Annotated in this window: 18 protein-coding genes; 11 read left to right on the top strand and 7 right to left on the bottom strand. The window is 73.7% G+C overall.

Translation table 11 applies throughout. The annotated features are described in order from the left end of the window. The first annotated feature begins 30 nt into the window (after positions 1 to 30). Positions 31 to 801 (top strand): type I methionyl aminopeptidase, encoded by a 771-nt coding sequence (gene map, locus OHQ87_RS11300; RefSeq protein WP_328347598.1) that lies wholly within the window; start codon positions 31 to 33, stop codon positions 799 to 801. A 182-nt stretch (positions 802 to 983) separates the two neighbouring features. Here map and OHQ87_RS11295 read toward each other — a convergent pair whose 3' ends face one another. The 6 genes from OHQ87_RS11295 to OHQ87_RS11270 form a co-directional block, all read right to left on the bottom strand. After that, a complete protein-coding gene (locus tag OHQ87_RS11295) occupies positions 984 to 2,342 on the bottom strand; it encodes a pectate lyase family protein (RefSeq protein ID WP_328347596.1) in 1,359 nt (452 codons plus the stop codon). A gap of 77 nt (positions 2,343 to 2,419) precedes the next feature. Then, entirely contained in the window at positions 2,420 to 3,706 is a 1,287-nt protein-coding gene (locus OHQ87_RS11290; RefSeq protein WP_442930751.1) for a Gfo/Idh/MocA family protein, read from the bottom strand. Further along, positions 3,703 to 5,193, bottom strand: a complete 1,491-nt coding sequence (locus tag OHQ87_RS11285; RefSeq protein WP_328347594.1) for a mannitol dehydrogenase family protein — start codon at positions 5,191 to 5,193, stop codon at positions 3,703 to 3,705. Before OHQ87_RS11285 ends, OHQ87_RS11290 begins: the two co-directional genes overlap by 4 nt. After that, the gene (locus OHQ87_RS11280) at positions 5,184 to 6,488 is read right to left on the bottom strand and encodes an enolase C-terminal domain-like protein (protein WP_328347592.1); all 1,305 of its coding nucleotides are present in this window, start codon (positions 6,486 to 6,488) and stop codon (positions 5,184 to 5,186) included. The genes OHQ87_RS11285 and OHQ87_RS11280 overlap by 10 nt, the downstream gene beginning before the upstream one ends. Beyond that, positions 6,485 to 7,909 carry a glucuronate isomerase gene (uxaC, locus tag OHQ87_RS11275; protein ID WP_328347590.1) on the bottom strand — a complete coding sequence of 475 codons (1,425 nt, stop codon included), beginning with the start codon at positions 7,907 to 7,909 and terminating at the stop codon, positions 6,485 to 6,487. The genes OHQ87_RS11280 and uxaC overlap by 4 nt, the downstream gene beginning before the upstream one ends. Before the next feature lie 142 nt (positions 7,910 to 8,051). Beyond that, positions 8,052 to 9,380, bottom strand: coding sequence for a Gfo/Idh/MocA family protein (locus OHQ87_RS11270; protein ID WP_328347588.1), 1,329 nt, complete (start codon positions 9,378 to 9,380; stop codon positions 8,052 to 8,054). Between the two features lie 242 nt (positions 9,381 to 9,622). Between OHQ87_RS11270 and OHQ87_RS11265 the strand changes: the two genes are divergently transcribed. From OHQ87_RS11265 to OHQ87_RS11230, 8 genes are read left to right on the top strand one after another with little or no spacing between them, the layout of a single operon-like run. After that, positions 9,623 to 10,741 (top strand): LacI family DNA-binding transcriptional regulator, encoded by a 1,119-nt coding sequence (locus OHQ87_RS11265; protein WP_328347586.1) that lies wholly within the window; start codon positions 9,623 to 9,625, stop codon positions 10,739 to 10,741. Positions 10,742 to 10,759: 18 nt separating this feature from the next. Beyond that, entirely contained in the window at positions 10,760 to 12,103 is a 1,344-nt protein-coding gene (locus OHQ87_RS11260) for an ABC transporter substrate-binding protein (protein WP_328347584.1), read from the top strand. Between the two features lie 35 nt (positions 12,104 to 12,138). Beyond that, a complete protein-coding gene (locus tag OHQ87_RS11255) occupies positions 12,139 to 13,116 on the top strand; it encodes a carbohydrate ABC transporter permease (protein ID WP_328347582.1) in 978 nt (325 codons plus the stop codon). Further along, positions 13,116 to 13,997, top strand: coding sequence for a carbohydrate ABC transporter permease (locus OHQ87_RS11250; protein ID WP_328347580.1), 882 nt, complete (start codon positions 13,116 to 13,118; stop codon positions 13,995 to 13,997). Before OHQ87_RS11255 ends, OHQ87_RS11250 begins: the two co-directional genes overlap by 1 nt. Next, positions 13,994 to 14,626: a hypothetical protein gene (locus tag OHQ87_RS11245; protein ID WP_328347578.1), complete on the top strand. Its 633-nt coding sequence runs from the start codon at positions 13,994 to 13,996 to the stop codon at positions 14,624 to 14,626. The genes OHQ87_RS11250 and OHQ87_RS11245 overlap by 4 nt, the downstream gene beginning before the upstream one ends. After that, positions 14,623 to 15,606: a PmoA family protein gene (locus OHQ87_RS11240; RefSeq protein WP_328347576.1), complete on the top strand. Its 984-nt coding sequence runs from the start codon at positions 14,623 to 14,625 to the stop codon at positions 15,604 to 15,606. The genes OHQ87_RS11245 and OHQ87_RS11240 overlap by 4 nt, the downstream gene beginning before the upstream one ends. Beyond that, a complete protein-coding gene (locus tag OHQ87_RS11235; RefSeq protein WP_328347574.1) occupies positions 15,603 to 16,658 on the top strand; it encodes a sugar kinase in 1,056 nt (351 codons plus the stop codon). The genes OHQ87_RS11240 and OHQ87_RS11235 overlap by 4 nt, the downstream gene beginning before the upstream one ends. Next, entirely contained in the window at positions 16,658 to 17,266 is a 609-nt protein-coding gene (locus OHQ87_RS11230) for a bifunctional 4-hydroxy-2-oxoglutarate aldolase/2-dehydro-3-deoxy-phosphogluconate aldolase (protein ID WP_328347572.1), read from the top strand. Before OHQ87_RS11235 ends, OHQ87_RS11230 begins: the two co-directional genes overlap by 1 nt. Positions 17,267 to 17,312: 46 nt before the next feature. On the opposite strand, the gene OHQ87_RS11225 is transcribed toward OHQ87_RS11230, so the two are convergent. After that, positions 17,313 to 18,329: a LacI family DNA-binding transcriptional regulator gene (locus OHQ87_RS11225; RefSeq protein WP_328348814.1), complete on the bottom strand. Its 1,017-nt coding sequence runs from the start codon at positions 18,327 to 18,329 to the stop codon at positions 17,313 to 17,315. Between the two features lie 155 nt (positions 18,330 to 18,484). Between OHQ87_RS11225 and OHQ87_RS11220 the strand changes: the two genes are divergently transcribed. Next, positions 18,485 to 19,636, top strand: coding sequence for a Gfo/Idh/MocA family protein (locus OHQ87_RS11220; RefSeq protein WP_328347570.1), 1,152 nt, complete (start codon positions 18,485 to 18,487; stop codon positions 19,634 to 19,636). After that, a complete protein-coding gene (locus OHQ87_RS11215; protein WP_442930748.1) occupies positions 19,633 to 20,781 on the top strand; it encodes a dihydrodipicolinate synthase family protein in 1,149 nt (382 codons plus the stop codon). The genes OHQ87_RS11220 and OHQ87_RS11215 overlap by 4 nt, the downstream gene beginning before the upstream one ends. Positions 20,782 to 20,821 lie beyond the last annotated feature (40 nt).

Here is a 20,821-nt window from a genome sequence, read left to right as displayed (position 1 = left end):
TATTTATTGGTGGTCCGAGGAGGGCGTTGCATGATCGAGATCCTGAACCCCACCGACGTGCGGCGGGCGCGGGACACCGGTGCCCTGGTCGCCGGGATCCTCCAGACCCTGAAGAGCCGCACCGTCGTCGGCACCAACCTGCTGGAGATCGACGAGTGGGCGCGCCGGATGATCGTCGAGGCCGGGGCGCAGTCCTGCTACGTCGACTACGAGCCGTCCTTCGGGCGCGGCCCGTTCGGCCACTACATCTGCACGTCGGTCAACGACGCGGTACTGCACGGCCTGCCGCACGACCGTACGCTCACCGACGGTGACCTGCTCTCGCTCGACCTCGCGGTCTGTCTCGGCGGGGTGGTCGCCGACTCGGCCATCAGCTTCGTGGTGGGCGACACCCGCCCCCCGGAGAGCCTCGCGCTGATCGACGCGACCGAACGCGCACTGCGCGCCGGAATCGCCGCCGCCGGCCCGGGTGCGCGGGTCGGCGACATCTCGCACGCCATCGGCACGGTCCTCGACGCGGCGGGCTACCGGGTCAACACCGAGTTCGGCGGCCATGGCGTCGGTTCCACCATGCACCAGGACCCGCACGTGTCCAACACCGGCCGGCCCGGTCGCGGCTACCGGTTGCGCCCCGGGCTGCTGCTGGCCCTGGAACCCTGGGTGATGGCGGACACCGCCGAACTCGTCACCGACGCCGACGGCTGGACGCTGCGTAGCGCGACCGGTTGCCGCACGGCGCACAGCGAGCACACGATCGCCATCACCCCCGACGGTGCCGAGGTGATGACCCTGCCCAGGTAGTCACCCTCGTGATCCGCGCCGCCCGGATTCCCTGACGCCGGCTCCCCGCCGCCGGGTGCCGTGGGCCGGGCCCCTGGTCGGGAGGCGGCGGGCGGATGGACGACCGACCGGTCGGGCCGCACCCACGACGGCGCGGCCCGACCGGCGGGCGAGCGGGCAGGCGGGTCACAGGGGCAGGCGGGTCACAGGGGCAGTCGGCCGGCCCCGGCGAGCGCCCCGACCACGATCGGCACCAGCGGCGCGGGTACGGCCGCCGACGCGCGCAGGGTCGGCGTCCAGCCGGCGTCACCGCCCAGGTCCGGATCATGGGTCGCGTTGTAGGCGGCCACCAGGTCGACCGGGCGGGGCAGCGCGTGGTGGGCGTCCACCCAGTTGCCCCGGGTGGTGACGGCGGTGCCACCCCAGTCGTAGAGCAGGTCGGCGGGGGTGATGCCGACGCCGAGGGTGAAGAAGTTGTGCTCCACGTACGCGGCGGACTGCACGCCCACGCCGATCGCGTACTCGAAGTCGTCGCCGGCCAGCCGGTACCAGTTGTTGTAGACGTCGACCTGGCCGAATCGGACCCGGGGCAGCCGCTGGAGGACCCGGTCGAACAGGTTGTGGTGCAGCGTCACCTTCAACCGGCCGACGTCCGGCCCGACCGTGTTGGACGAGCCGATCAGCATCAGCTTGTCCCTTCCCGCGAACCGGTTGTACGAGGCGGTCACCAGGCTGGCGGTGTGGGTGACGTCCAACGAACCGTCGTGCACCTGGTACGGCCGACCGAAGTACACCGGCTGGGCGCTGTCCGGGTTGTCGCCGTCGGTGAAGGTGTTGTGGTCGACCCAGACGTGCTCGCTGCGGCGTACCGAGACCTGGTCGTACTGGGAGTTCCAGTTGCCCGTCGCGCCGTCGGTGGGGGACCAGGCCGGGAAGCAGTCCCGGGCGTCGTCGAAGGTCAGGTTGCGGACGATGACGTTGCTGGCCCCGTCGATCATCAGGGTCAGCCCGGTGAGGGTGGCCCCGTGCCGGCCGACGATGGTGGTGTTGGGGCCGACGTTGATCTGCGTCTGCCGGGTCTGGTTGGCCACCGAACGGACCCGGGCCGCCTCCAGCGCCCCGGTCGGCGGCACCATGCCCCACACCGCCGGGTCGTACGCGGCCAGGTAGGCCGGCAGGCTGTACTCCGGGTCGGCCAGGTCGGCACAGCTGCGCAGGCTGCCGTCGTCGGCGGCGAACCCGTCGACGACGCCGTCCACGACGATCACCTTCGGGGTGGCGTTGGTCCGGTTGGTGGCGTTGTCGCCGCCCAGTGCGCGGACCAGGTCGGCCCGGCTGCGCACCAGGTGGACCTGGTCCGGGCCGGCCGCCGTGCCGCCGGTGGTGCCGGGGCCGTCGGCCGCCCAGCCGTCGCCGGCCGGCAGGGTCTGCCGGGCCAGCCGCTCGACCGCCCGGGGAACCCCGTCGGTGGTGGTACGGCCGGGCGCGGCGTGTGCCGCGGTGCCCGAGGTCAGGAGGAGGGAGACGGCGACCAGGGCCGCCCCGGTGGTTCGTGGACGCATGTGACGCTCCGGAGGATGTGGTGGATGGTGCGGTCGGTTCCGCCAGGTCTGCGGGGGGGGGACCGGGCCGCCCTGGCTCAACAGCCCTGGTGCACTGCCAGTTCGGTGCGCACCGGGGGCACCGCCCACGGCACCGCCAGCTCCGACAGCAGCGCCCCCTGCTCGGCGGCCCGGCGCAGCGCCGCGTTGATGCCGCGTACCGTCACCGCCCGCTCCGGCCCGCTGCCGGTCACCGTGACCAGGTCGCCGCCGAGCATGGTCGGCTCGGGAGCGCGCTGCACCTGCTCCAGCACGGCGGTGAACGGCGCGGTCCGGGCCAGCGGGGCGATCAGCGGGGTGCCGGCCGGGTCGGCGCGGTGGGCGAGCAGGTTCTCCAGCAGCCCCCGCCGCCCCGGCACCTCCCGTGGCTCCGGGTCGCCGGGCAGCAACAGCCGGTCGGTCGGGTACTCCAGCACCGCCCGCCCGGCGGTGCCGGTCACGATCACCTCACCGGCGACGAAGTCCTCCCCGGCCAGCGTCACCGCCGCCACGATCGGCGGCCCGCCGGGGGTGACGATCCGCAGCGTGGCGGTGTCGTCCACCTCGATCGGCCGGACCCGGTAGCGTTCCAGCTCGATGCGCGCCGGCCGCACCGGTGCCCCGACCACCGTCTCGGCCACCGCCAGGCACTGCATCACGGCGTGCGCGAACGGGTTGACCAGCGCCCCGTCCAGCACGGGCCGGCCGTGCAGGGTGCGCCGACCGGCCCACGGGGAGCGGGCGTAGTAGCCGTCCGGCCGCTGCCAGGCGGCGACCGTGCCGATGCCGGTGACGGTGCCCAGCCGGCCCTGCCCGACGGCGGCCGACAACTGCGCCAGCGCCACCGACCCGAGCGCCTGGAAGCCGACCTGGCAGACCCGGCCGCCCTCGGCCAGCGCCTCGGCCAGCGCCCGGTGCTCGGCGGTGGACAGCACCGGCGGCTTCTCCAGCAGCAGGTCCGCACCGGCGGCGAGGACGTCCAGGGCGATCGGCAGGTGGGTGTGCGGCGGGGTGCACACGATCACCACGTCGGGGCGGGTGGCGGCGAGCATCTCCCGGTGGTCGGTGTGCACGGTGGCCCCGGGTGGGACGGGCGCGGCCGGCTCGTCGGAGACCGGCCGCACGTCGACCAGCGCCACCAGCCGCAACCGTCCCGCCGCGTGCAGCGGGGCCACCGTCCGCCGGTGCCAGCGGCCGTGCCCGTTCGCCCCGACGATCGCCACCCGGGGCACGGCGACCCCGGGGTGCCCGGTCCCGGCCGGTGGCGTCGCGGCGGTGGGTCGGGCGGGCGGTGCGCCCTGGGCGGCGAGCCCACCAACGGCGGCCGGCGGCACCGGGCCCGTCACGCCGCACCCGCCAGGACCGCCGCCACACCGTGGGTACGCAGCGCGCCGAGCCACCCGGTGACGTCGGTGCGGAACCCGTCGTCGTCGGCGAGCGCGGCCGGGAAGACCTCGGGCAGGGCGAACAGCGCCCCGACCGTGCCGGCGGGGGTGCCGTCGGCGGCGGCGAGCGCGGCGGTGATCCGGTCGGCCAGCGGGTCGTCAAGCGGCAGCACGGTGCCGTCGTCGGCCCGCCCGTCGAGGAACCGCAGCCAGGCCGCCACGACCAGCGCCGACCAGTATGCCGACCGGCCCCGCGCGCGCAGGTCGGCGGCGGTGTGCAGGACCCGCTGCGGCAGTTTCTGCGACCCGTCCATCGCCACCTGGAGGGTGCGGTGCCGGATCGCCGGGTTGGCGAAGCGGGCCAGCACCTCGTCGCCGTACCCGGTGACCCGTACCCCGTCGGGTGGGGTGAAGCTGGCGGCGACGTCGTCGGCGACGAACCGGCGCAGCACGTCGGTCAGGCCGGGCAACGTCAGCGCGTCCGCGATCGTCTCGCGGCCGGCCACCGCGCCCAGGTAGGCCACCGCCGAGTGCACGCCGTTGAGGCCGCGCAGCTTCAGCCGCTCCCACGGCCCGGCGTCGGTGGTGAGCACCGCGCCGGCCTGCTCCCAGGCCGGCCGGCCGCCGGGGAAGTCGTCCTCGATCACCCACTGGAGGTACGGCTCGGCGGCCACCGCGGCCAGGTCGGCCACCCCCAACGCGGCGCGGGCGGTCGCCCGCGTCCCGTCGGTGCTGGCCGGGACGATCCGGTCCACCATCGTGCCGGGGAAACCCACCTGCCCGGCGAGGGCGTCCAGCACGGTGTCCGACGCCCCGGCCAGGGCCAGTGACTGCTGCACCAGGCCGCGCAGCCGACGCCCGTTCGCCGGCAGGTTGTCGCAGCTCACCAGCGCGATCGGGCCCGCCTGCGCGGCGGCACGGGCGAGCAGCCCGCGCACCAGCAGGCCGGGCACGGTGACCGGAGGCCGGTCGGTGGTCAGGTCGAGGGTCAGCTCCGGGTCGGCCCGCAGCGCCCCGGAGACCGGGTCGAGCTGGTAGGCCTTCTCGGTCACGGTCAGCGTCACCACCCGGATCGCCGGGTCGGCGAGCAGCGCGACCACCGCCGCCGGGTCGCTGGCCGCGTGGCGTACCCCGGCCAACGCGCCGACCACCCGGGTCTCGGACCGGTCGGCGGCCAGCGTGGTGACGCTGAACAGCGCGTCCTGCGCCGCGAGGGCCTCGACCAGCGCGGTGCTGCGCGGGGCGACGCCGACGATGGCCCAGTCGCCGCCGGCCGCGCCGATCGCCGCCTCGGTGTAGACCGCCTGGTGGGCCCGGTGGAACGCGCCGAGTCCCAGGTGGACGATGCCGGCCGGCACGGTGCCCGGTCGGATCAGCGGTCGGCTCGGCTCGGGCAGCCGGCGCAGGGTGGCCAGGCCCAGCCGGTCGGTGCCCCCGTTCACCGCCATTCCGGGCCGTCCGGGAAGCGGAACCGGGCGATCGACCCGGGGCGCATGGTGGCGCTGTAACCGGGGGCGGTGGGCAGCAGGTACCGGCCGCCCCGGGTGCGGACCGGGTCGACGAAGTGCTCGTGCAGGTGGTCGACGTACTCGACCATCCGCCCGTCCAGGCTGGTGCCGACCCGCAGGTAGTCGAAGATGGCCAGGTGCTGCACGTACTCGCAGAGGCCGACGCCACCGGCGTGCGGGCAGATCGGCACCCCGAACTTCGCCGCCAGCAGGATCTCCGCCAGCACCTCGTTGACCCCGGCGACCCGGCAGGCGTCGATCTGCATCACCCCGATCGCCTCGGCCTGGAGCAGCTGCTTGAAGATGACCCGGTTGGCGGCCACCTCACCGGTGGCGACCCGGCACCGGCCGTCGGTCAGCCCGCTCACCGCGCGGGCGATCCGGGCGTGGCCGAGGATGTCGTCGGCGTGCGTCGGCTCCTCGATCCAGTACGGGTCGACCTCGGCCAGCGCGGTCATGTTGGTGATCGCCTCGTCGACGTCCCAGACCTGGTTGGCGTCCATCATCAGCAGCGCGTCGGGGCCGATCTCGGCCCGGATGATCCGCGCCCGACGCAGGTCGTCGGCGGGCGGGCCGCCGACCTTCATCTTCATCGCCCGCCACCCCTGGGCGTACGCCTCGCGGGTCAACGCCCGCACCTTCTCGTCCGGATACCCCAACCACCCCACCGACGTCGTGTACGACGGAAAACCACTCTGCTCAAGTTCCGCGAGCCGTTCCGACCCTCCGACTAGTCCCTTGTCGAGGATGGTGGCGGCCTCGTCGGGGGTGAGCGCGTCGGTGATGTGGTGGAAGTCGACGTTGGCGACCAGCTCGTCGGTGGGCAGCTCGGCGAGGTAGCGCCACATCGGCTTGCCGGCCAGCTTGGCCCGCAGGTCCCAGACCGCGTTGACGAGCGCGCCGGCGGCCATGTGGATGACCCCCTTCTCCGGCCCCAGCCAGCGCAGCTGCACGTCGGCGGTGAGCGACCGCCAGAACGCCACCGGCTCGGCCGCGATCTCCTCCACCGTCCGGCCCCGCACGTGGTGGGCGAGGGCGTCGATCGCCGCACAGGTGATCTCGTTGCCCCGCCCGTTGGTGAAGGTGAATCCGGCACCCGTCGGGCCGCCGTCGGTACGCAGCTCGACGTAGCTGGCCGAGTAGTCGCCCCGGTTGATCGCGTCCGAGCCGTCGCCGGCCGCCGCGGTGGGGAACCGGACGTCGTGCACGTCGACGTCGGTGATCCTGGTGCTCATGCGGACCCTCCGAACCTGAAGACCTTCTTGGGCAGCCGGTACGCCAGGTCGACGACCGTCTCGGCGGCCTCGTCCCCGGTCAGCCGGTGTTCGGCGACGAGGCGGGCCAGGAACCCGGCGTCGATCCGGCGGGCCACGTCGTGGCGGACCGGGATGGAGCAGAACGCGCGGGTGTCGTCGACGAAGCCGGCGGTGTTGTAGAACCCGGCGGACTCGGTGACCGCCTCGCGGAACCGGCGCAGCACCTCCGGGGAGTCCAGGAACCACCAGGGCGCGCCGAGGTAGAGCGCGGCGTAGCCGCCGGCCAGCGGGGCCAGCTCCCGGGTGAAGGTGTACTCGTCGAGGGTGTAGAGCACCACCCGCAGCCGCGGGTCGTTGCCGTACGCGTCGAGCAGCGGGGCCAGCGCGTGCACGTACTCGGTGGCGTGCGGGACGTCCCCGCCGACGTCGCGGCCGTGGGTGGCGTACAGCTGGCGGTTGTGGTTGCGGACCGCGCCGGGGTGCAGTTGCAGCACCAGCCCGTCGTCGAGCGACATCCGGGCGAACTCCACGAGCATGTGCGCCCGGAACGCCTCGGCGTCGGCGGCGTCGGCCAGCCCGCGCCGGCCCCTGTCGTAGAGCCGCGCCGCCTCGTCGGCGGAGAGCGCCAGGGTCCGCGCGGTGGGGTGGCCGTGGTCGGAGGAGGTCGCGCCGGCCGCGACGAACGCCGCCCGCCTGGCCCGCAGCGCGTCCAGGTAGCCGGCGTACGTGCCGGTGTCGACGCCGGCCACCTCGCCGAGCCGGGCCACGTTGTCGGCCCAGCCGTCGAACTCCATGTCGACGACGTTGTCCGGGCGGAACGTGGTGACCACCCGGCCACCCGGCCCGCCCCAGCCGTCGGCGGCGAGCTTGGCGTGCGCGGCGAGGTCGTCCAGGGGCGACTCGGTGGTGGCCAGCACCTCGATCCGGAACCGTTCGAACAGCGCCCGGGGCCGGAACTCCGGCTCGGCCAGCCGGGCGGCCAGCTCGTCGTAGACGGCGTCGGCGGTCGCCGGGGTCAGCGGTGTGTCCACCCCGAACACCTCGCTGAAGGTGCGTTCCAGCCACAGCCGGGACGGGGTGCCCCGGAACAGGTGCCAGTGCGCGGCGAAGCGTCGCCAGATCGTCCGGCCGTCGGTCTCCACCGGGCTGCCGTCGACGCTGGGCACGCCCAGCTCGGCCGGGGGCACGCCCTGGCTGAGCAGCATCCGGGTGAGGTAGTGGTCGGGCACGATCAGCAGCCGGGCCGGGTCCGGGAAGGGCTGGTCCTCGGCCAGCAGCGCCGGGTCGACGTGCCCGTGTGGCGAGATGATCGGCTGCGGCCCGGCCAGGGCGTACAGCTCGCGGGCGATGGCCCGGACGCCCGGGTCGGTCGGCAGGAGCAGGTCAGGAGAGGTCGGCACGTCGGGGGACTCCTCGGGTACGGGCGGCGGGTCGGCGGATCGGGGCGGGTCGGTGGGTGGGTGGGTGGGCCGTAACGGCCGGGGTGGGCAGGTGGGTGGGTGCAACGGACCAGGGTTGGGGCGGGCGCAGGGTGGGCAGCGGTCAGGGCAGGGTGAGCAGGTCGGCTACCCGGACCGGGTCGCCGGTGTCGAAGGAGCGGTTGGCGGCCAGCCCGGTGAGCAGGGCCAGCGCCCCGTCGTGGGCGGTGGCGGCCCGGCCCAGCGGGTCCGGCTCACCGCCGAAGATCACCCGGGTCATCCGGGCGTCCGCGCCACCGTGGCCCTGCCGGGTGTAGCCCTCGACCGGGATCCGGGTGGGCGGGGCCCAGAACGGGCGCAGGGTCAGGGTGGCCTCGCCGTGTTCGACGGCGGCCTCGTCGCCGTGCAGGGCGGCGCCCTTGAGCGCCCCGGCGGCGGCCGGGCTGACGAAGTCGCTCTCGGTCACCTCCAGTTCTAGCCGGCCCCGGCTGCCGTTGACCATCACCCGGTAGCCCTCCCAGGGGGCGTACGCGGTGAGGTGGTAGGTCATCGTCGCGCCTGTGGAGTAGCGGGCCAGCACCGCCATGTCGTCCTCGATGCTCACCCCGGGGGCGAAGACGTTGCGGTCGCGGTGGTAGCCGTCCTCGCCCTCGGCGTCGAGGTAGAGCTCGCGCAGCCGGGGGTGGTCGGCCATCCGCAGGGCGAACGGGTCGTCGTCGGCGGCGGGGGAGCCGTGTGCCCGGTCGTAGTCGCGGGCGTAGCCGTGCCGCCGGCCCGCGTCGCCGTAGAAGAAGAGCCGGCCGGCCGCGTACACCTCGACCGGGGTGGCGTCGAGCCACCAGTTGACCAGGTCGAAGTGGTGGCTGGCCTTGTGCACCATCAGCCCGCCGGAGCTGGCCTTGTCCCGGTGCCAGCGGCGGAAGTAGTCCGCGCCGTGCCGCACGTCGAGCAGCCACTCGAAGTGCACCGAGCCGATCTCGCCGACCGCGCCGTCGGCGAGCAGCCGCCGGACCTGCTCGTGCAGCGGGTTGTAGCGGTAGTTGAAGGCGACGGTGACCTGCCGGCCGGTCTCGGCGACCGCGTCGAGGATGCGCCGGCAGCGGGCCGCGTCGACGGTCATCGGCTTCTCGGTGACCACGTCGCAGCCGGCCCGCAGGGCCGCCACCACGTACTCGTCGTGGGTGACGTCGACGCTTGTCACGAGCACCACGTCGACCTGCTCCTTGGCGAGCATGGCGGCGAAGTCGCCGGCCCGGTAGGTCGGCACGGCCGGGTGGCCCAACTCGGTCAGCCACCTGTTGTGCGCGTCCATCCGGGCCTGGTTGACGTCGGCGAAGGCGACCAGTTCTGCGGTGTCGGCGTGGTCGGTGACGAGGGCGCGGACGAACATCTCGGCCCGCGCCCCGGTGCCGACCAGGGCGTGCCGTCGGCGGTGCGCGGCTGGTGGTGACATCGGGTGGGATCCTCCCCGCTCGCTGCAAAGGTTTGCAGTGAAGAAACCACGATGGCGAAGACCACGTCAACGATCGATGCCAATCCCGTGGCATAGATCCCCTTTCGTGGGCTTAAGAGGGCATGGTGGGAGGGTCGTCGCAATCGATCCGTAACAAAGCCCCGTTGACAGTGGAGCAACCGTTTGCATTAATTGGCGACACCCACGTGACCCCGACCACACCATCGACGAGAGGGCCGCCCGTGCCAGCCACCATCCGCGACGTCGCGCGGGCCTCGGGCGTGCACATCTCCACGGTGTCCCGCACCTTCTCGGCACCCCACCTGGTCAACCCGGAGACCCGGGTCCGGGTGCTGGCCTGCGCCGAGGACCTCGGCTACCGACCCAACCGGGCCGCCCGCGCCCTGATCACCGGCCGGACCCACAACATCGGCCTGATCATCGCGGACATCGCCAACCCGTTCTTCCCGCCGCTGATCAAGGCGGCCGAGGGGCAGGCCCGGCACCGCGACTACCACGTCTTCGTGGCCGACACCAACGAGGACCCGGCCGCCGAGGAGGAGCTGGTCCACGCGCTGGCCAAGCAGGTCGACGGGGTGCTGCTGTGCAGCCCTCGGATGAGCAACGCCCTGATCGAGCAGGTCAGCCGGGAGGTCCCGGTGGTGGTGATAAACCGCCAGGTGACCGGCCTGCCCTGCGTGATGATGGACGTCGGCCAGGGGGCCCGCACCGCGATCGAGCACCTGCTCGGCCTCGGCCACCGGCAGCTCGCCCTGCTCGGCGGCCCGCGCGGCTCCTGGACCAACCAGCAGATGCGCCGGGCGGCCGGGGCCGCCGCCCGCACCGGCGGGGCCGAGCTGACCGTGCTCGGGCCGAACCCGCCCACCGAGACCGGCGGCAGCGCGCTTGCCGAACAGGTGCGCGACAGCGGCGTCACCGCCGTACTCGCCTACAACGACCTGATGGCGATCGGGCTGATCGAGGGGCTCGACCACCTCGGGATCCGGGTGCCCCGGGACGTCAGCGTGGTCGGGGTCGACGACATCGCGCTGAGCCGACTCACCCGCCCCAAGTTGACGACGGTGGCCACGCCGACCGCGGCCGCCGGCCGGACGGCCGTCGACATGCTGCTGCAGCACGACTCCGAACCCCGCCCACGCGGCGGGGGACGGGCAGCGGCCGTCGGTGACCGTCGCACCACCGCACAGGTAATGCTCCAGACCGAACTGGTCATTCGCGACTCGACCGGACCCGTACCCGGTCGATCCCGTCCCGGCTCCGTTCCGGATGGCCCGGGCCCGCATCGCCTTGCGGACCCGGGCGGCCCGACCGTGACCACCGGTGGCGTCGTCGCCTCCTAACCCGAGGAGTGAGCGCAGATGCACCCCGCAACGTCCCCCACCGCCGGCACGCCGGCCGAACCGCACCACCGTACCCCCGCACCGCGCCGTCGATTCCTGCGCGGCCTGGTCGCCACCGCCGTCGCCGTACCGCTGATGTTCGGCGCGGCGGCCTGCGGCGACGACGACTCCGCCGGTGACGGCGGCCAGGTCAAGCTCTCGGTCTTCTGGTGGGGCGGTGAGGCGCGGGCCAAGCTCACCGAGGACGCCCTCGCCCTCTACACCAAGAAGCACCCGAACGTGACGTTCGAGAAGACCTGGCAGGCCAACCAGGGCTACTTCGACAAGCTGGCCACCCTCACCGCCGGCGGCAACCCGCCGGACCTGTTCCAGATCGACGACAACTACCTGGCCGAGTACGCCGGCCGCAGCACCGTGCTCGACCTCAAGAGCTACCAGGACTCCGGCAAGCTCGACGTGTCCAAGTTCCCCAAGAGCCTGCTGGAGTACGGCGTCGTCGACGGCAAGCTGGCCGGGGTCGCCTCCGGCGAGAACACCCAGGGCCTGGTCTACAACAAGACCCTGCTGACCAAGAACGGCCTTCCGGAGCCGACCACCGGCCAGAGCTGGGAGGAGCACATCGCCTGGGCCGAGCAGGTGGCCCGCAAGACCAAGATCCCGGGCACCCAGGACCCGAGCGCCGACTACAAGGCGTTCTGGGTCTGGCTGCGCCAGCAGGGCAAGGACCTCTACGACGGCAAGGACCTGGGCTTCACCGCCGAGGACGTGACGAAGTGGTTCGAGCTGTGGAAGGGCGCCCGGGACCGGGGCGCCACCCCCACCCCCGACGTGATCCACGAGGGCAACGCCAGCGACGTGACCAAGCAGCTCGTGGTCACCGGCAAGGCCGCGACCTCCTGGGTCTGGGTCAACCAGATGCCGGACCTGAAGAAGAACACCAAGGACGAGCTCGGCGTCGTGGCGTACCCGGGTGACCCGAGCGCGCAGTGGGCGCGGGCCTCGATGTACTGGTCGGTGTTCAAGAGCAGCAAGCACCGCGACACCGCCGTCGACGTGATCAGCTTCCTGGCCAACGACCCGGAGGCGGTGGCGCTGCTCGGCACCGACCGGGGCCTGCCGTCGAACATGGACCTGCGGGCCACGGTCAGCGAGACGGTGACCGACCCGGCGATGAAGCAGTCCATCCAGGTCGAGTCCGAGTTGGCACAGAAGTTCGGCCAGTCGCCGCAGGTGCCGATCAAGGGACACAGCAAGGTCAAGTCCGAGCTGGTCAAGGCCGCCGAGAACGTCCAGTACAAGCGGGCCAGCCCGGCCCAGGCGGCGGAGCAGTTCGTCACCGCCTGCAAGTCCGCGATCGCCTGATCGACCGATCGCGGTCGACGAAAGGAGCCGGCCCCGTGGCCCTCACCACGGCCCCCGGCCGGACCGGACGCTCCGGTTCCGCCCGCCCCCACGCCAACCGGCGTCGGGTCGGGCGGGACCGGCACGCCGAAGGACTGGCGGGCTACGTATTCCTCTCGCCCTGGCTCATCGGACTGATGGGCGTCACGGCGATCCCGATGCTGCTCTCGCTCTGGCTGAGCTTCACCGACTACGACATCCTCACCCCGCTGTCCGAGGTGCGGTGGGTCGGGCTTGCCAACTACGAGCGGATGTTCACCGCCGACCCGTCGTACTGGCACGCGGTCCGGGTCACGTTGACCTTCGCCGTGGTGGCGGTGCCGCTGAAGCTGGCCGCCGCGCTCGGCGTGGCGTTGCTGCTCAACAAGGCGTGGCGCGGGGTGGGGCTGTTCCGGGCGCTGTTCTACCTGCCGTCGCTGCTCGGCGGCAGCGTCGCGCTGGCCATCGTCTGGGTCAACATGTTCAACCGGGACGGCGCGTTCAACTCGTTCCTCGCGCTGTTCGGCATCGAGGGGCTGCCCTGGGTCAGCGACCCGGACTGGGCCCTGCAGACCCTGATGGTGCTGGCCATCTGGCAGTTCGGCGCGCCCATGGTGATCTTCCTGGCCGGCTTGAAGCAGGTGCCCACCGAGCTGTACGAGGCCGCTTCCGTCGACGGCGCCAGCCGGTGGTCGCAGTTCTGGCACGTCACCCTGCCGATGCTCTCCCCGGTCATCTTCTTCAACCTGGTGCTGGAGACCATCAACGGTTTCCAGGGCTTCACCGCCGCCTTCGTGCTCAGCAACGGCACCGGCGGACCGGTCGACTCGACCCTGATGTACACCCTGAAGCTCTACATCTCCGGCTTCACCGACCTGGAGATGGGCTACGCCTCCGCGATGGCCTGGGTGTTCCTGATCGCGATCGGCCTGATCACCGCGATCTTCTTCAGCACCGGGCGGTTCTGGGTGCACTACTCCGACGGGGAGAAGTGATGGTGGCGGTGACCTCGACGACGCGTCGCACCGGCCGCCGCCGGCCTGGTGGCCGGCAGGCGGTGCGGTTGCTGATCCTGATCGCGATCGTGGCGGTGGTGCTCTATCCGCTGCTGTGGATGCTGGGCACCTCGGTCAAGTCGCAGGAAGAGATCGTCAACAACATCGGCCTGCTGCCCGAGACGTTCACCCCGGGCAACTACACCGCCGGCTGGGGCAACTTCGACCTCAGCTTCGGCACGTTCTTCCTCAACAGCGCCATGGTCAGCCTGCTGACCGTGGCCGGCAACGCGGTCTCCTGCCTGCTCGCCGCGTACGCCTTCGCCAGGTTGCGGTTCCGGCTGCGGGGGATCTGGTTCGCCGTGATGATCGGCACCCTGCTGCTCCCCGGCCACGTGCTGATCGTGCCGCAGTACATCCTCTTCCGCAGCCTCGGCCTGGTCGGCGGGGAGTGGCCCTACCTGCCGCTGCTCATCCCGCAGTTCCTGGCCACCGAGGCGTTCTTCGTGTTCCTGATGGTGCAGTTCATGCGGGGCATCCCGCGCGAGCTGGACGAGGCCGCCAAGATCGACGGCGCCAGCCCGTACGGCATCTTCCGGCACGTCATCCTGCCGCTGAGCCGGCCGGCGCTGGTCACCACCGCGATCTTCTCGTTCATCTGGACCTGGAACGACTTCTTCCGGCAACTGGTCTTCCTGTCCAGCCTGGACGACTACACGGTGCCTGTCGCGCTGACCCTGTTCATCGACTCCACCAGTCAGAGCGCGGTCGGCCCGATGTTCGCCATGTCGGTGCTGTCCCTGCTGCCGGTCTTCCTGTTCTTCCTGGCCTTCCAGCGGATGCTGGTCGAGGGGATCAACACCAGCGGGTTGAAGGGATGACCGCCGCCCCACTGGCGGAGCCGGCCGCCGAGCCGACCCGCCGGGACTGGCGGGACACCCTGCGCGACGCCACCGACCTGGCGCTGCTCGGGTTCGCGCTGAGCCTGGCCGCGCTGCCGGTGCTCACCCTCGCGCCGGCCCTGGCCACCGCCAGCGCCGCCGTGCACGATCGGCTGACCCTCGGCGGCTGGCCGGACCTGCGCACCACGCTGGCCCGGTTCGGTCGGGCGCTGCCGGCCGGCCTGGTCGCCGGCGTCGTCGGGGTGGCCGTCGCCGTCGCGCTCGGCGTCGACCTGGTCGCGCTGGCCACCGGCCGGGTGCCCGGTGGCGGGCTCGCGCTGGCCGGCACCGTCGTGGTCACCGCCGCCCTGGCCGGGTACGCCGGGCTGACCGTGGTCGCGATCGGACGGACCGGCGGGCAGGGTTGGCGGGACGCGGCCCGCGCCGCCGCCGGGACCGCCCTGGCCCGGCCGGGCACCTGGGCGGCGGCCGGCGGGGTGTGCGCGGTGGCCACGCTGTTGGGGATACTTGTCACCCCGGTGGCGGTGCCGATCCTGGCCGGCTACGCGTTGGCGGCCCTGCACGCCGTCGCCGCCCGCCGGCCCACCGCCCGGACGGAGGCACCGTGACCGGTCACCCCCACCCCACCCCGACCCGCACCGACCCCGACCCGCACCACGTCGACCCGGATCCGATCGGGTCGGTCCCCCAGCCGGCCGGGCCCGGTCCGCAGCCGGTCGAGTCCGGCCCCGCCGGGCCGGGCGACGACGACCCCGCACTGCACGTCGGCGACGTCGAGGTGGCCCGGTACGTGGTCCGTCCCGAGCTGGCCCCCAAGCACGGCCCCCGGCCCTACCTGCACCCGGTCCGGACGCTTGCCGGCACCCCGGTCACCGACGCGCTCCCCGCCGACCACGTCTGGCACCTCGGGGCGTCGCTTGCCGTGCAGGACGTCGACGGCACCAACCTGTGGGGTGGCCGGACGTACGTGCGGGGCACCGGTTACACCTGGCGCGACGACCACGGGATGATCGCGCACACGCAGTGGCGCGAGCGCACCCGGGACCGGTTGGCGCACGTGTTGCAGTGGCGCGACCGCGCCGGCGGGGTGCTGCTCACCGAGCACCGCCGGCTCGCCGCGACCCCGGTGACGGCGGACGCCTGGGCACTCGACGTCGACTACACCCTCACCGCCCCGGCGACGCGGGACGTCCACCTGGGCAGCCCGGCCACCAACGGCCGACCCGGCGGGGCCGGTTACGGTGGCTTCTTCTGGCGGGCGGTCGCCGACGGTGAGCCGACCGCGTTCACCATGGACGCCGACGGTGAGCAGGCGGCCAACGGCAGCACCGCCCGCTGGGTCGCGCTGACCTGTGTCGCGCCGGGCGGTGGGGCGTACACCCTGGTCTTCACCGGGCTGGGGCTCGGCGACAGGTGGTTCGTGCGGACGGCGATGTACCCGGGTGTCTGTGTGGCCTTCGCCTTCGACCGGCCGGCCGTGGTGCCCGCCGGTGGGCGGCGGACCGGGCAGCACCGGGTGCTTGTCGCCGACGGGGTGCACGACCGGGCCGGCGTGACCGCCCTGCTCGCCGCCGCGGAGCCGGGGTGACCGCCGACCGGCCGTCCGGCGCGGAGTCGCCCCCCGGTGGGCCCGTGCCGGCCGGACCCGAGGTGGCCACCGTCGGCGAGTCGATGGTGGTGCTCAGCCCGGATCCGACCGGGCCGCTGGAGGCCGCCGACCGGTTGGGCGTCTCGGTCGGCGGGGCGGAGTCCAACGTGGCCTCCGCACTCGCCGGGCTCGGCCACCGGACCGCCTGGGTGAGCCGGGTCGGCGACGACCCGTTCGGCAGGCGGGTGCGGCGGCACGTCGGCGCCACCGGCGTGGACACCAGCCTGGTCACCGTCGACCCGACCGCGCCGACCGGTGTCTATCTCAAGGACCCGGCACCGGGCGGCACCGCCGTGCACTACTACCGGTCCGGCTCAGCGGCCTCCCGCCTCGACCCCGGGGTGCTCGACGACCCGAGGCTGGCCGGGGTCCGGCTGCTGCACCTGTCCGGGGTGACCGCCGCCCTCTCACCGTCCTGTGCGGCCCTGGTCCGCCGGGCGATCACCGACCGACCGCTGCCCGTCGCCCGGGTCACCTTCGACGTCAACCACCGGGCCCGGCTCTGGTCGGCCGAGGACGCCGCACCGGTGCTGCGCGGGCTCGCCGACGCGGCCGACGTGGTCCTCGTCGGGCTGGACGAGGCGCACACCCTGTGGGGGGTCACCGACCCGACCGCCGTGCGCGACCTGCTGCCCGGCCCGGACCTGGTGGTGGTCAAGGACGCCGACGTCGGGGTCACCGCGCTGCCGCGCAGCGGGCCGACCGTCTTCGTCCCCGCGCTGCGGGTGCCGGTGCACGAGCCGGTGGGTGCCGGTGACGCCTTCGCCGCCGGCTGCCTGTCGGGGCTGCTGCGCGGCCTCGACCTGGACCGCTGCCTGCGGCTCGGGCACCTCTGCGCGGCCCCCACCCTGACCGTCGCGGGAGACACCGCTCCGCCGCCGCGACGGGCGCTGGCCGACCGGCTCCTCGCCCTGCCGGCACCGGAGTGGGCCGGCCTGGACCTGGTCGACGCCGGCCTGCTCACCACCCCTGCCACCGGAAGGAACGGTTGATGACCGCGCACGACTTCGCACCCCTGTTCGGCACCGCGCGGGTGATGGTGATCCTGCGCGACCTGCCCCCGACGGAGACCGTCCGGCTCGCCGAACGGGCCTGGGACCTCGGCATCGACGTGGTCGAGGTGCCGATCCGTACCCCGGACGCCACGCTCTCCCTGCGGGCGGCGGTGGAGGCCGGCAAGGACCGGGGCCGGCGGGTGGGGGCCGGCACGGTGCGGACCCCTGCCCAGGTACGGCAGGCCGCCAGCGCCGGGGCGGCCTTCACCGTCGCCCCCGGGCTGGACCTGGCGGTGGCCGACGCGGCGGTCAGCTACGGCATCCCGCACCTGCCCGGGGTGGCCACCCCCACCGAGGCACAGCTCGCGCTCGACCACGGGCTGATCTGGCTCAAGGCTTTCCCGGCGGTCAGTCTCGGTCCACAGTGGTTCAAGGCGGTCGCCGGTCCGCTGCCGGAGTTGCGGTTCGTGGCCACCGGGGGGATCGACGCGGGCAACGCCGCCGACTTCCTCGCCGCCGGGGTACGGGTGGTGGCGGTGGGTTCGGCGCTGTCCGACCCCCGGCAGATCGACCGCCTCGCCGAGTTGGCGACCACCCCGGCCTGAGCCGGTGCGCACAGTCGAACCGGTCGGCCGGCGCGGTACGGGCTGGTCAGGCCGGGGCGGGGCCGAGGCTGTCCCGGACGACCAGGGTGGCCGGCAGCACCTCGACCCGGGAGCGGTCGGCGGCCGGGCCCAGGGCCAGGGTCATCGCCCGTGCACCCAGCTCCACAAGCGGCAGCCGGACGGTGGTCAGTGCCGGGGTGACGTCGGCGGCGACCGGCATGTCGTCGAAGCCCACGACCGACACCCGCCCGGGGACCGGCACGTCGCGGGCACGCAGCAGGGTCAACGCGCCGACGGCCATCGAGTCGTTCAACGCCACCAGGGCGGTCAGTCCGGGGACGGCGTCGAGCAGTTCACCGGCGGCGCGGGCGCCACCGTCGCGGTCGAAGTCGGCGTACCGGATCCGCTCTTCGGGCAGCGGGTGGCCGCCGTCGGCGAGCGCGGCGCGCAGCCCGTCGAGCCGGTCGGTGATGGTGGTCAGCACCTGCGGGCCGGCGACCACCCCGATCCGGGTGTGCCCCTGGCGCAGCAGCTCCTCGCCGAGCAACCGGCCGCCGTCGGTGTTGGCCGGCATCACCGCGTCGCCGGGGTGCTCGTGCCGGCCGACCACCGCCACCCGGCCGCCGGTCGCCTCGTAGGCGGCCAGCTTCTCGGCGAGCCGGGCGGTGAAGGTGGCGTCGTGGTAGCCGGACCCGGCCAGCACGATCGCGGCGACCTGCTGGGCGCGCAGCATCTCCACGTACTCCAGCTCGCGTTCCGGGTCGCGGTAGCTGTTGCAGATGATGACCAGCCGGCCGTGGTCGGTGGCGACCCGTTGCAGCCCCCGGGTCAGCTCGGCGAAGTACGGGTCGGAGACGTCGTGCACCACCACGCCGACCACGCTGCGCTGCGGCCTGGCCAGCAGCTGGGCGTGCGCGTTCGGCACGTACCGCAGGTCGGCGACGGCTCGCAGCACCCGCTCGCGCAGCTCCTCGGCGACCGGTTTGCTGCTGCCGTTGATCACCCGGGAGGCGGTGGCGGGGGAGACCCCGGCGCGGCGGGCGACATCGGCCAGCGTCGCCATGGGCACCCCCGAAAGTGTCCGGCCCCGAGGCGGGCCGCGCGGTAGCGGACAGGTTACCGCAACGGTGGGAGCTGGCCCTTGCCCCGTGGTCGGGCGGCCACCTAGGCTGCTAGGAAAGCGCTTACCTATGTGACGTGCAGAGGGGAAGAACGACCATGACCCGAAGGTCGATCGGCATCATCGTCAACGGCGTCACCGGTCGGATGGGCTACCGCCAGCACCTGGTCCGCTCCCTGCTCGCCCTCCGCGAGCAGGGCGGCCTGGCGTTGGCCGACGGCACCCGGGTCTGGCCCGAGCCGATCCTCGTCGGCCGGGACGAGACCCGGCTGCGGGCGGTCGCGGAACGGCACGGCCTCACCGACTGGACCACCGACCTCGCCGCCGCCCTCGCCCGCGACGACGCGGAGATCTACTTCGACGCCCAGGTGACCCAGCAACGGGAGAAGGCGATCCGCCAGGCCATCGAGGCCGGCAAGCACATCTACACCGAGAAGCCGCTCGCCGAGTCCAGCGCTGCCGCGTTGGAGCTGGTCCGGGCCGCCGACGCCGCCGGCATCCGCACCGGTGTCGTCCAGGACAAGCTCTTCCTCCCCGGGCTGCGCAAGCTCAAGCGGCTGATCGACGGCGGCTTCTTCGGCCGCATCCTGTCCGTCCGCGGCGAGTTCGGCTACTGGGTCTTCGAGGGCGACTGGCAGCCCGCCCAACGGCCCTCGTGGAACTACCGCACCGAGGACGGCGGCGGCATCGTGATGGACATGTTCCCGCACTGGCAGTACGTGCTCGAGGAGCTGTTCGCCCCGGTCCGGGCGGTCACCTGCGTGGCCGCCACCCACATCCCCCAGCGGGTCGACGAGGCCGGCCGGCCCTACCCGGCCACCGCCGACGACGCGGCCTACGGCATCTTCGAACTCGACGGCGGGGTGGTCGCCGCGCTCAACTCGTCCTGGGCCACCCGGGTGCACCGCGACGAACTCGTCGAGTTCCAGGTCGACGGCACCGAGGGCAGCGCCGTCGCCGGGCTGCGCCGCTGCCGCGCCCAGCACCGGGCGGTAACCCCCAAGCCGGTCTGGAACCCCGACCTGCCCGCCACCGAGGACTTCCGGGCACAGTGGACCGAGGTGCCCGACAACGAGGAGTTCGACAACGGCTTCAAGGTGCAGTGGGAGGCGTTCCTGCGGCACGTCGTCACCGGCACCCCGTTCGCCTGGGACTTCCTGGCCGGGGCGCGCGGCGTGCAGCTCGCCGAGCTGGGGCTGCGCTCGGCCCGGGAGGGCCGCCGGGTCGAGGTGCCGGAGCTGTCCCGGTGACCGCCGTCCGACTGCCCGACGGCAGCACCCACCGGCTGCGCGGCAGCGCCGGCCACGACCGCCCCACCGGCCCGTCCACCAGCCGGGTGGCGTACGCCGCCGCGCACGTCGTCGCCGACCCCCGGGCGGAGAACGTCCCCGGTGCCCCGGCCGCCGTCGACTGGGAGGGCACGCTCGCCTTCCGGCACCACCTCTGGTCGTACGGGCTGGGGGTGGCCGAGGCGATGGACACCGCCCAGCGCGGCGCGGGCCTGGACCACCCGGCCACCCGGGAGCTGATCCGGCGCAGCGCCGCCGAGGCCCGCGCGGTCGGCGGCCGGATCGTCGCCGGGGTCGCCACCGACCAGCTCCCACCCGGGCCGGCGACGCTGCCCCAGGTGACCCGGGCGTACGCCGAACAGCTCGCCGACGTCTGCGCCGCAGGCGCCCGACCGGTGCTGATGTGCAGCCGTCACCTGGCCGCCGCCGCCACCGCCCCCGACGACTACCTGCGGGTCTACGACGAACTGCTCGCCGCCGCCGACCAGCCGGTGGTGCTGCACTGGCTCGGTGACATGTTCGACCCGGCGCTGGCCGGTTACTGGGGCTCGACCGACCTGGACGAGGCCACCGAGACGGTGCTGCACCTGATCAAGGGGCACCAGGGGAAGGTCGACGGGATCAAGGTGTCCCTGCTCGACGCGGGGCGGGAGGTCGCGCTGCGCCGCCGCCTGCCCGCCGGGGTACGCCTCTACACCGGCGACGACTTCCACTACCCGGAGCTGATCCGGGGTGACGCACAGGGCCACTCCGACGCGCTGCTCGGCGTCTTCGCCGCCATCGCGCCGGCCGCCGCCACCGCGCTCGCCGCCCTCGACGCCGGTGACCTGGACCGGTACGACGCGGTGTTCGCCCCGACCCTGCCCCTGGCCCGGCACCTGTTCGCTGCGCCGACCTGGTTCTACAAGACCGGCATCGTGTTCCTGGCCTGGCTGGCCGGGCACCAGGAGCACTTCACCATGCTGGCCGGGCAGCAGTCCGGCCGGTCCCCGGCCCACCTGGCCCGGCTGCTCGTCCTCGCCGACGATGCCGGGCTGCTCCCCGACGCGGAGTTGGCCGCCGCGCGGGCACGGGCGTATCTCACCGTGGCCGGGGTGACCCAGTGACCGCCCCGGCGGTGTCGGGCGGTGGCGCGGCGGCCGGGCG

Source organism: Micromonospora sp. NBC_00421 (genome assembly GCF_036017915.1).
Taxonomy (GTDB): Bacteria; Actinomycetota; Actinomycetes; order Mycobacteriales; family Micromonosporaceae; genus Micromonospora.
The sequence above is the reverse complement of the archived record's forward strand: the minus strand, read 5'-3'. Positions and strand labels throughout refer to the sequence as shown.

Excerpts from the sequence above, each read along its gene's own strand:
- map (WP_328347598.1), top strand. The coding sequence starts at position 31 with ATGATCGAGATCCTGAACCCCACCGACGTGCGGCGGGCGCGGGACACC.
- OHQ87_RS11295 (WP_328347596.1), bottom strand. The coding sequence starts at position 2,342 with ATGCGTCCACGAACCACCGGGGCGGCCCTGGTCGCCGTCTCCCTCCTC.
- OHQ87_RS11285 (WP_328347594.1), bottom strand. The coding sequence starts at position 5,193 with ATGGCGGTGAACGGGGGCACCGACCGGCTGGGCCTGGCCACCCTGCGC.
- OHQ87_RS11280 (WP_328347592.1), bottom strand. The coding sequence starts at position 6,488 with ATGAGCACCAGGATCACCGACGTCGACGTGCACGACGTCCGGTTCCCC.
- OHQ87_RS11270 (WP_328347588.1), bottom strand. The coding sequence starts at position 9,380 with ATGTCACCACCAGCCGCGCACCGCCGACGGCACGCCCTGGTCGGCACC.
- OHQ87_RS11260 (WP_328347584.1), top strand. The coding sequence starts at position 10,760 with ATGCACCCCGCAACGTCCCCCACCGCCGGCACGCCGGCCGAACCGCAC.
- OHQ87_RS11250 (WP_328347580.1), top strand. The coding sequence starts at position 13,116 with ATGGTGGCGGTGACCTCGACGACGCGTCGCACCGGCCGCCGCCGGCCT.
- OHQ87_RS11245 (WP_328347578.1), top strand. The coding sequence starts at position 13,994 with ATGACCGCCGCCCCACTGGCGGAGCCGGCCGCCGAGCCGACCCGCCGG.
- OHQ87_RS11230 (WP_328347572.1), top strand. The coding sequence starts at position 16,658 with ATGACCGCGCACGACTTCGCACCCCTGTTCGGCACCGCGCGGGTGATG.
- OHQ87_RS11225 (WP_328348814.1), bottom strand. The coding sequence starts at position 18,329 with ATGGCGACGCTGGCCGATGTCGCCCGCCGCGCCGGGGTCTCCCCCGCC.
- OHQ87_RS11220 (WP_328347570.1), top strand. The coding sequence starts at position 18,485 with ATGACCCGAAGGTCGATCGGCATCATCGTCAACGGCGTCACCGGTCGG.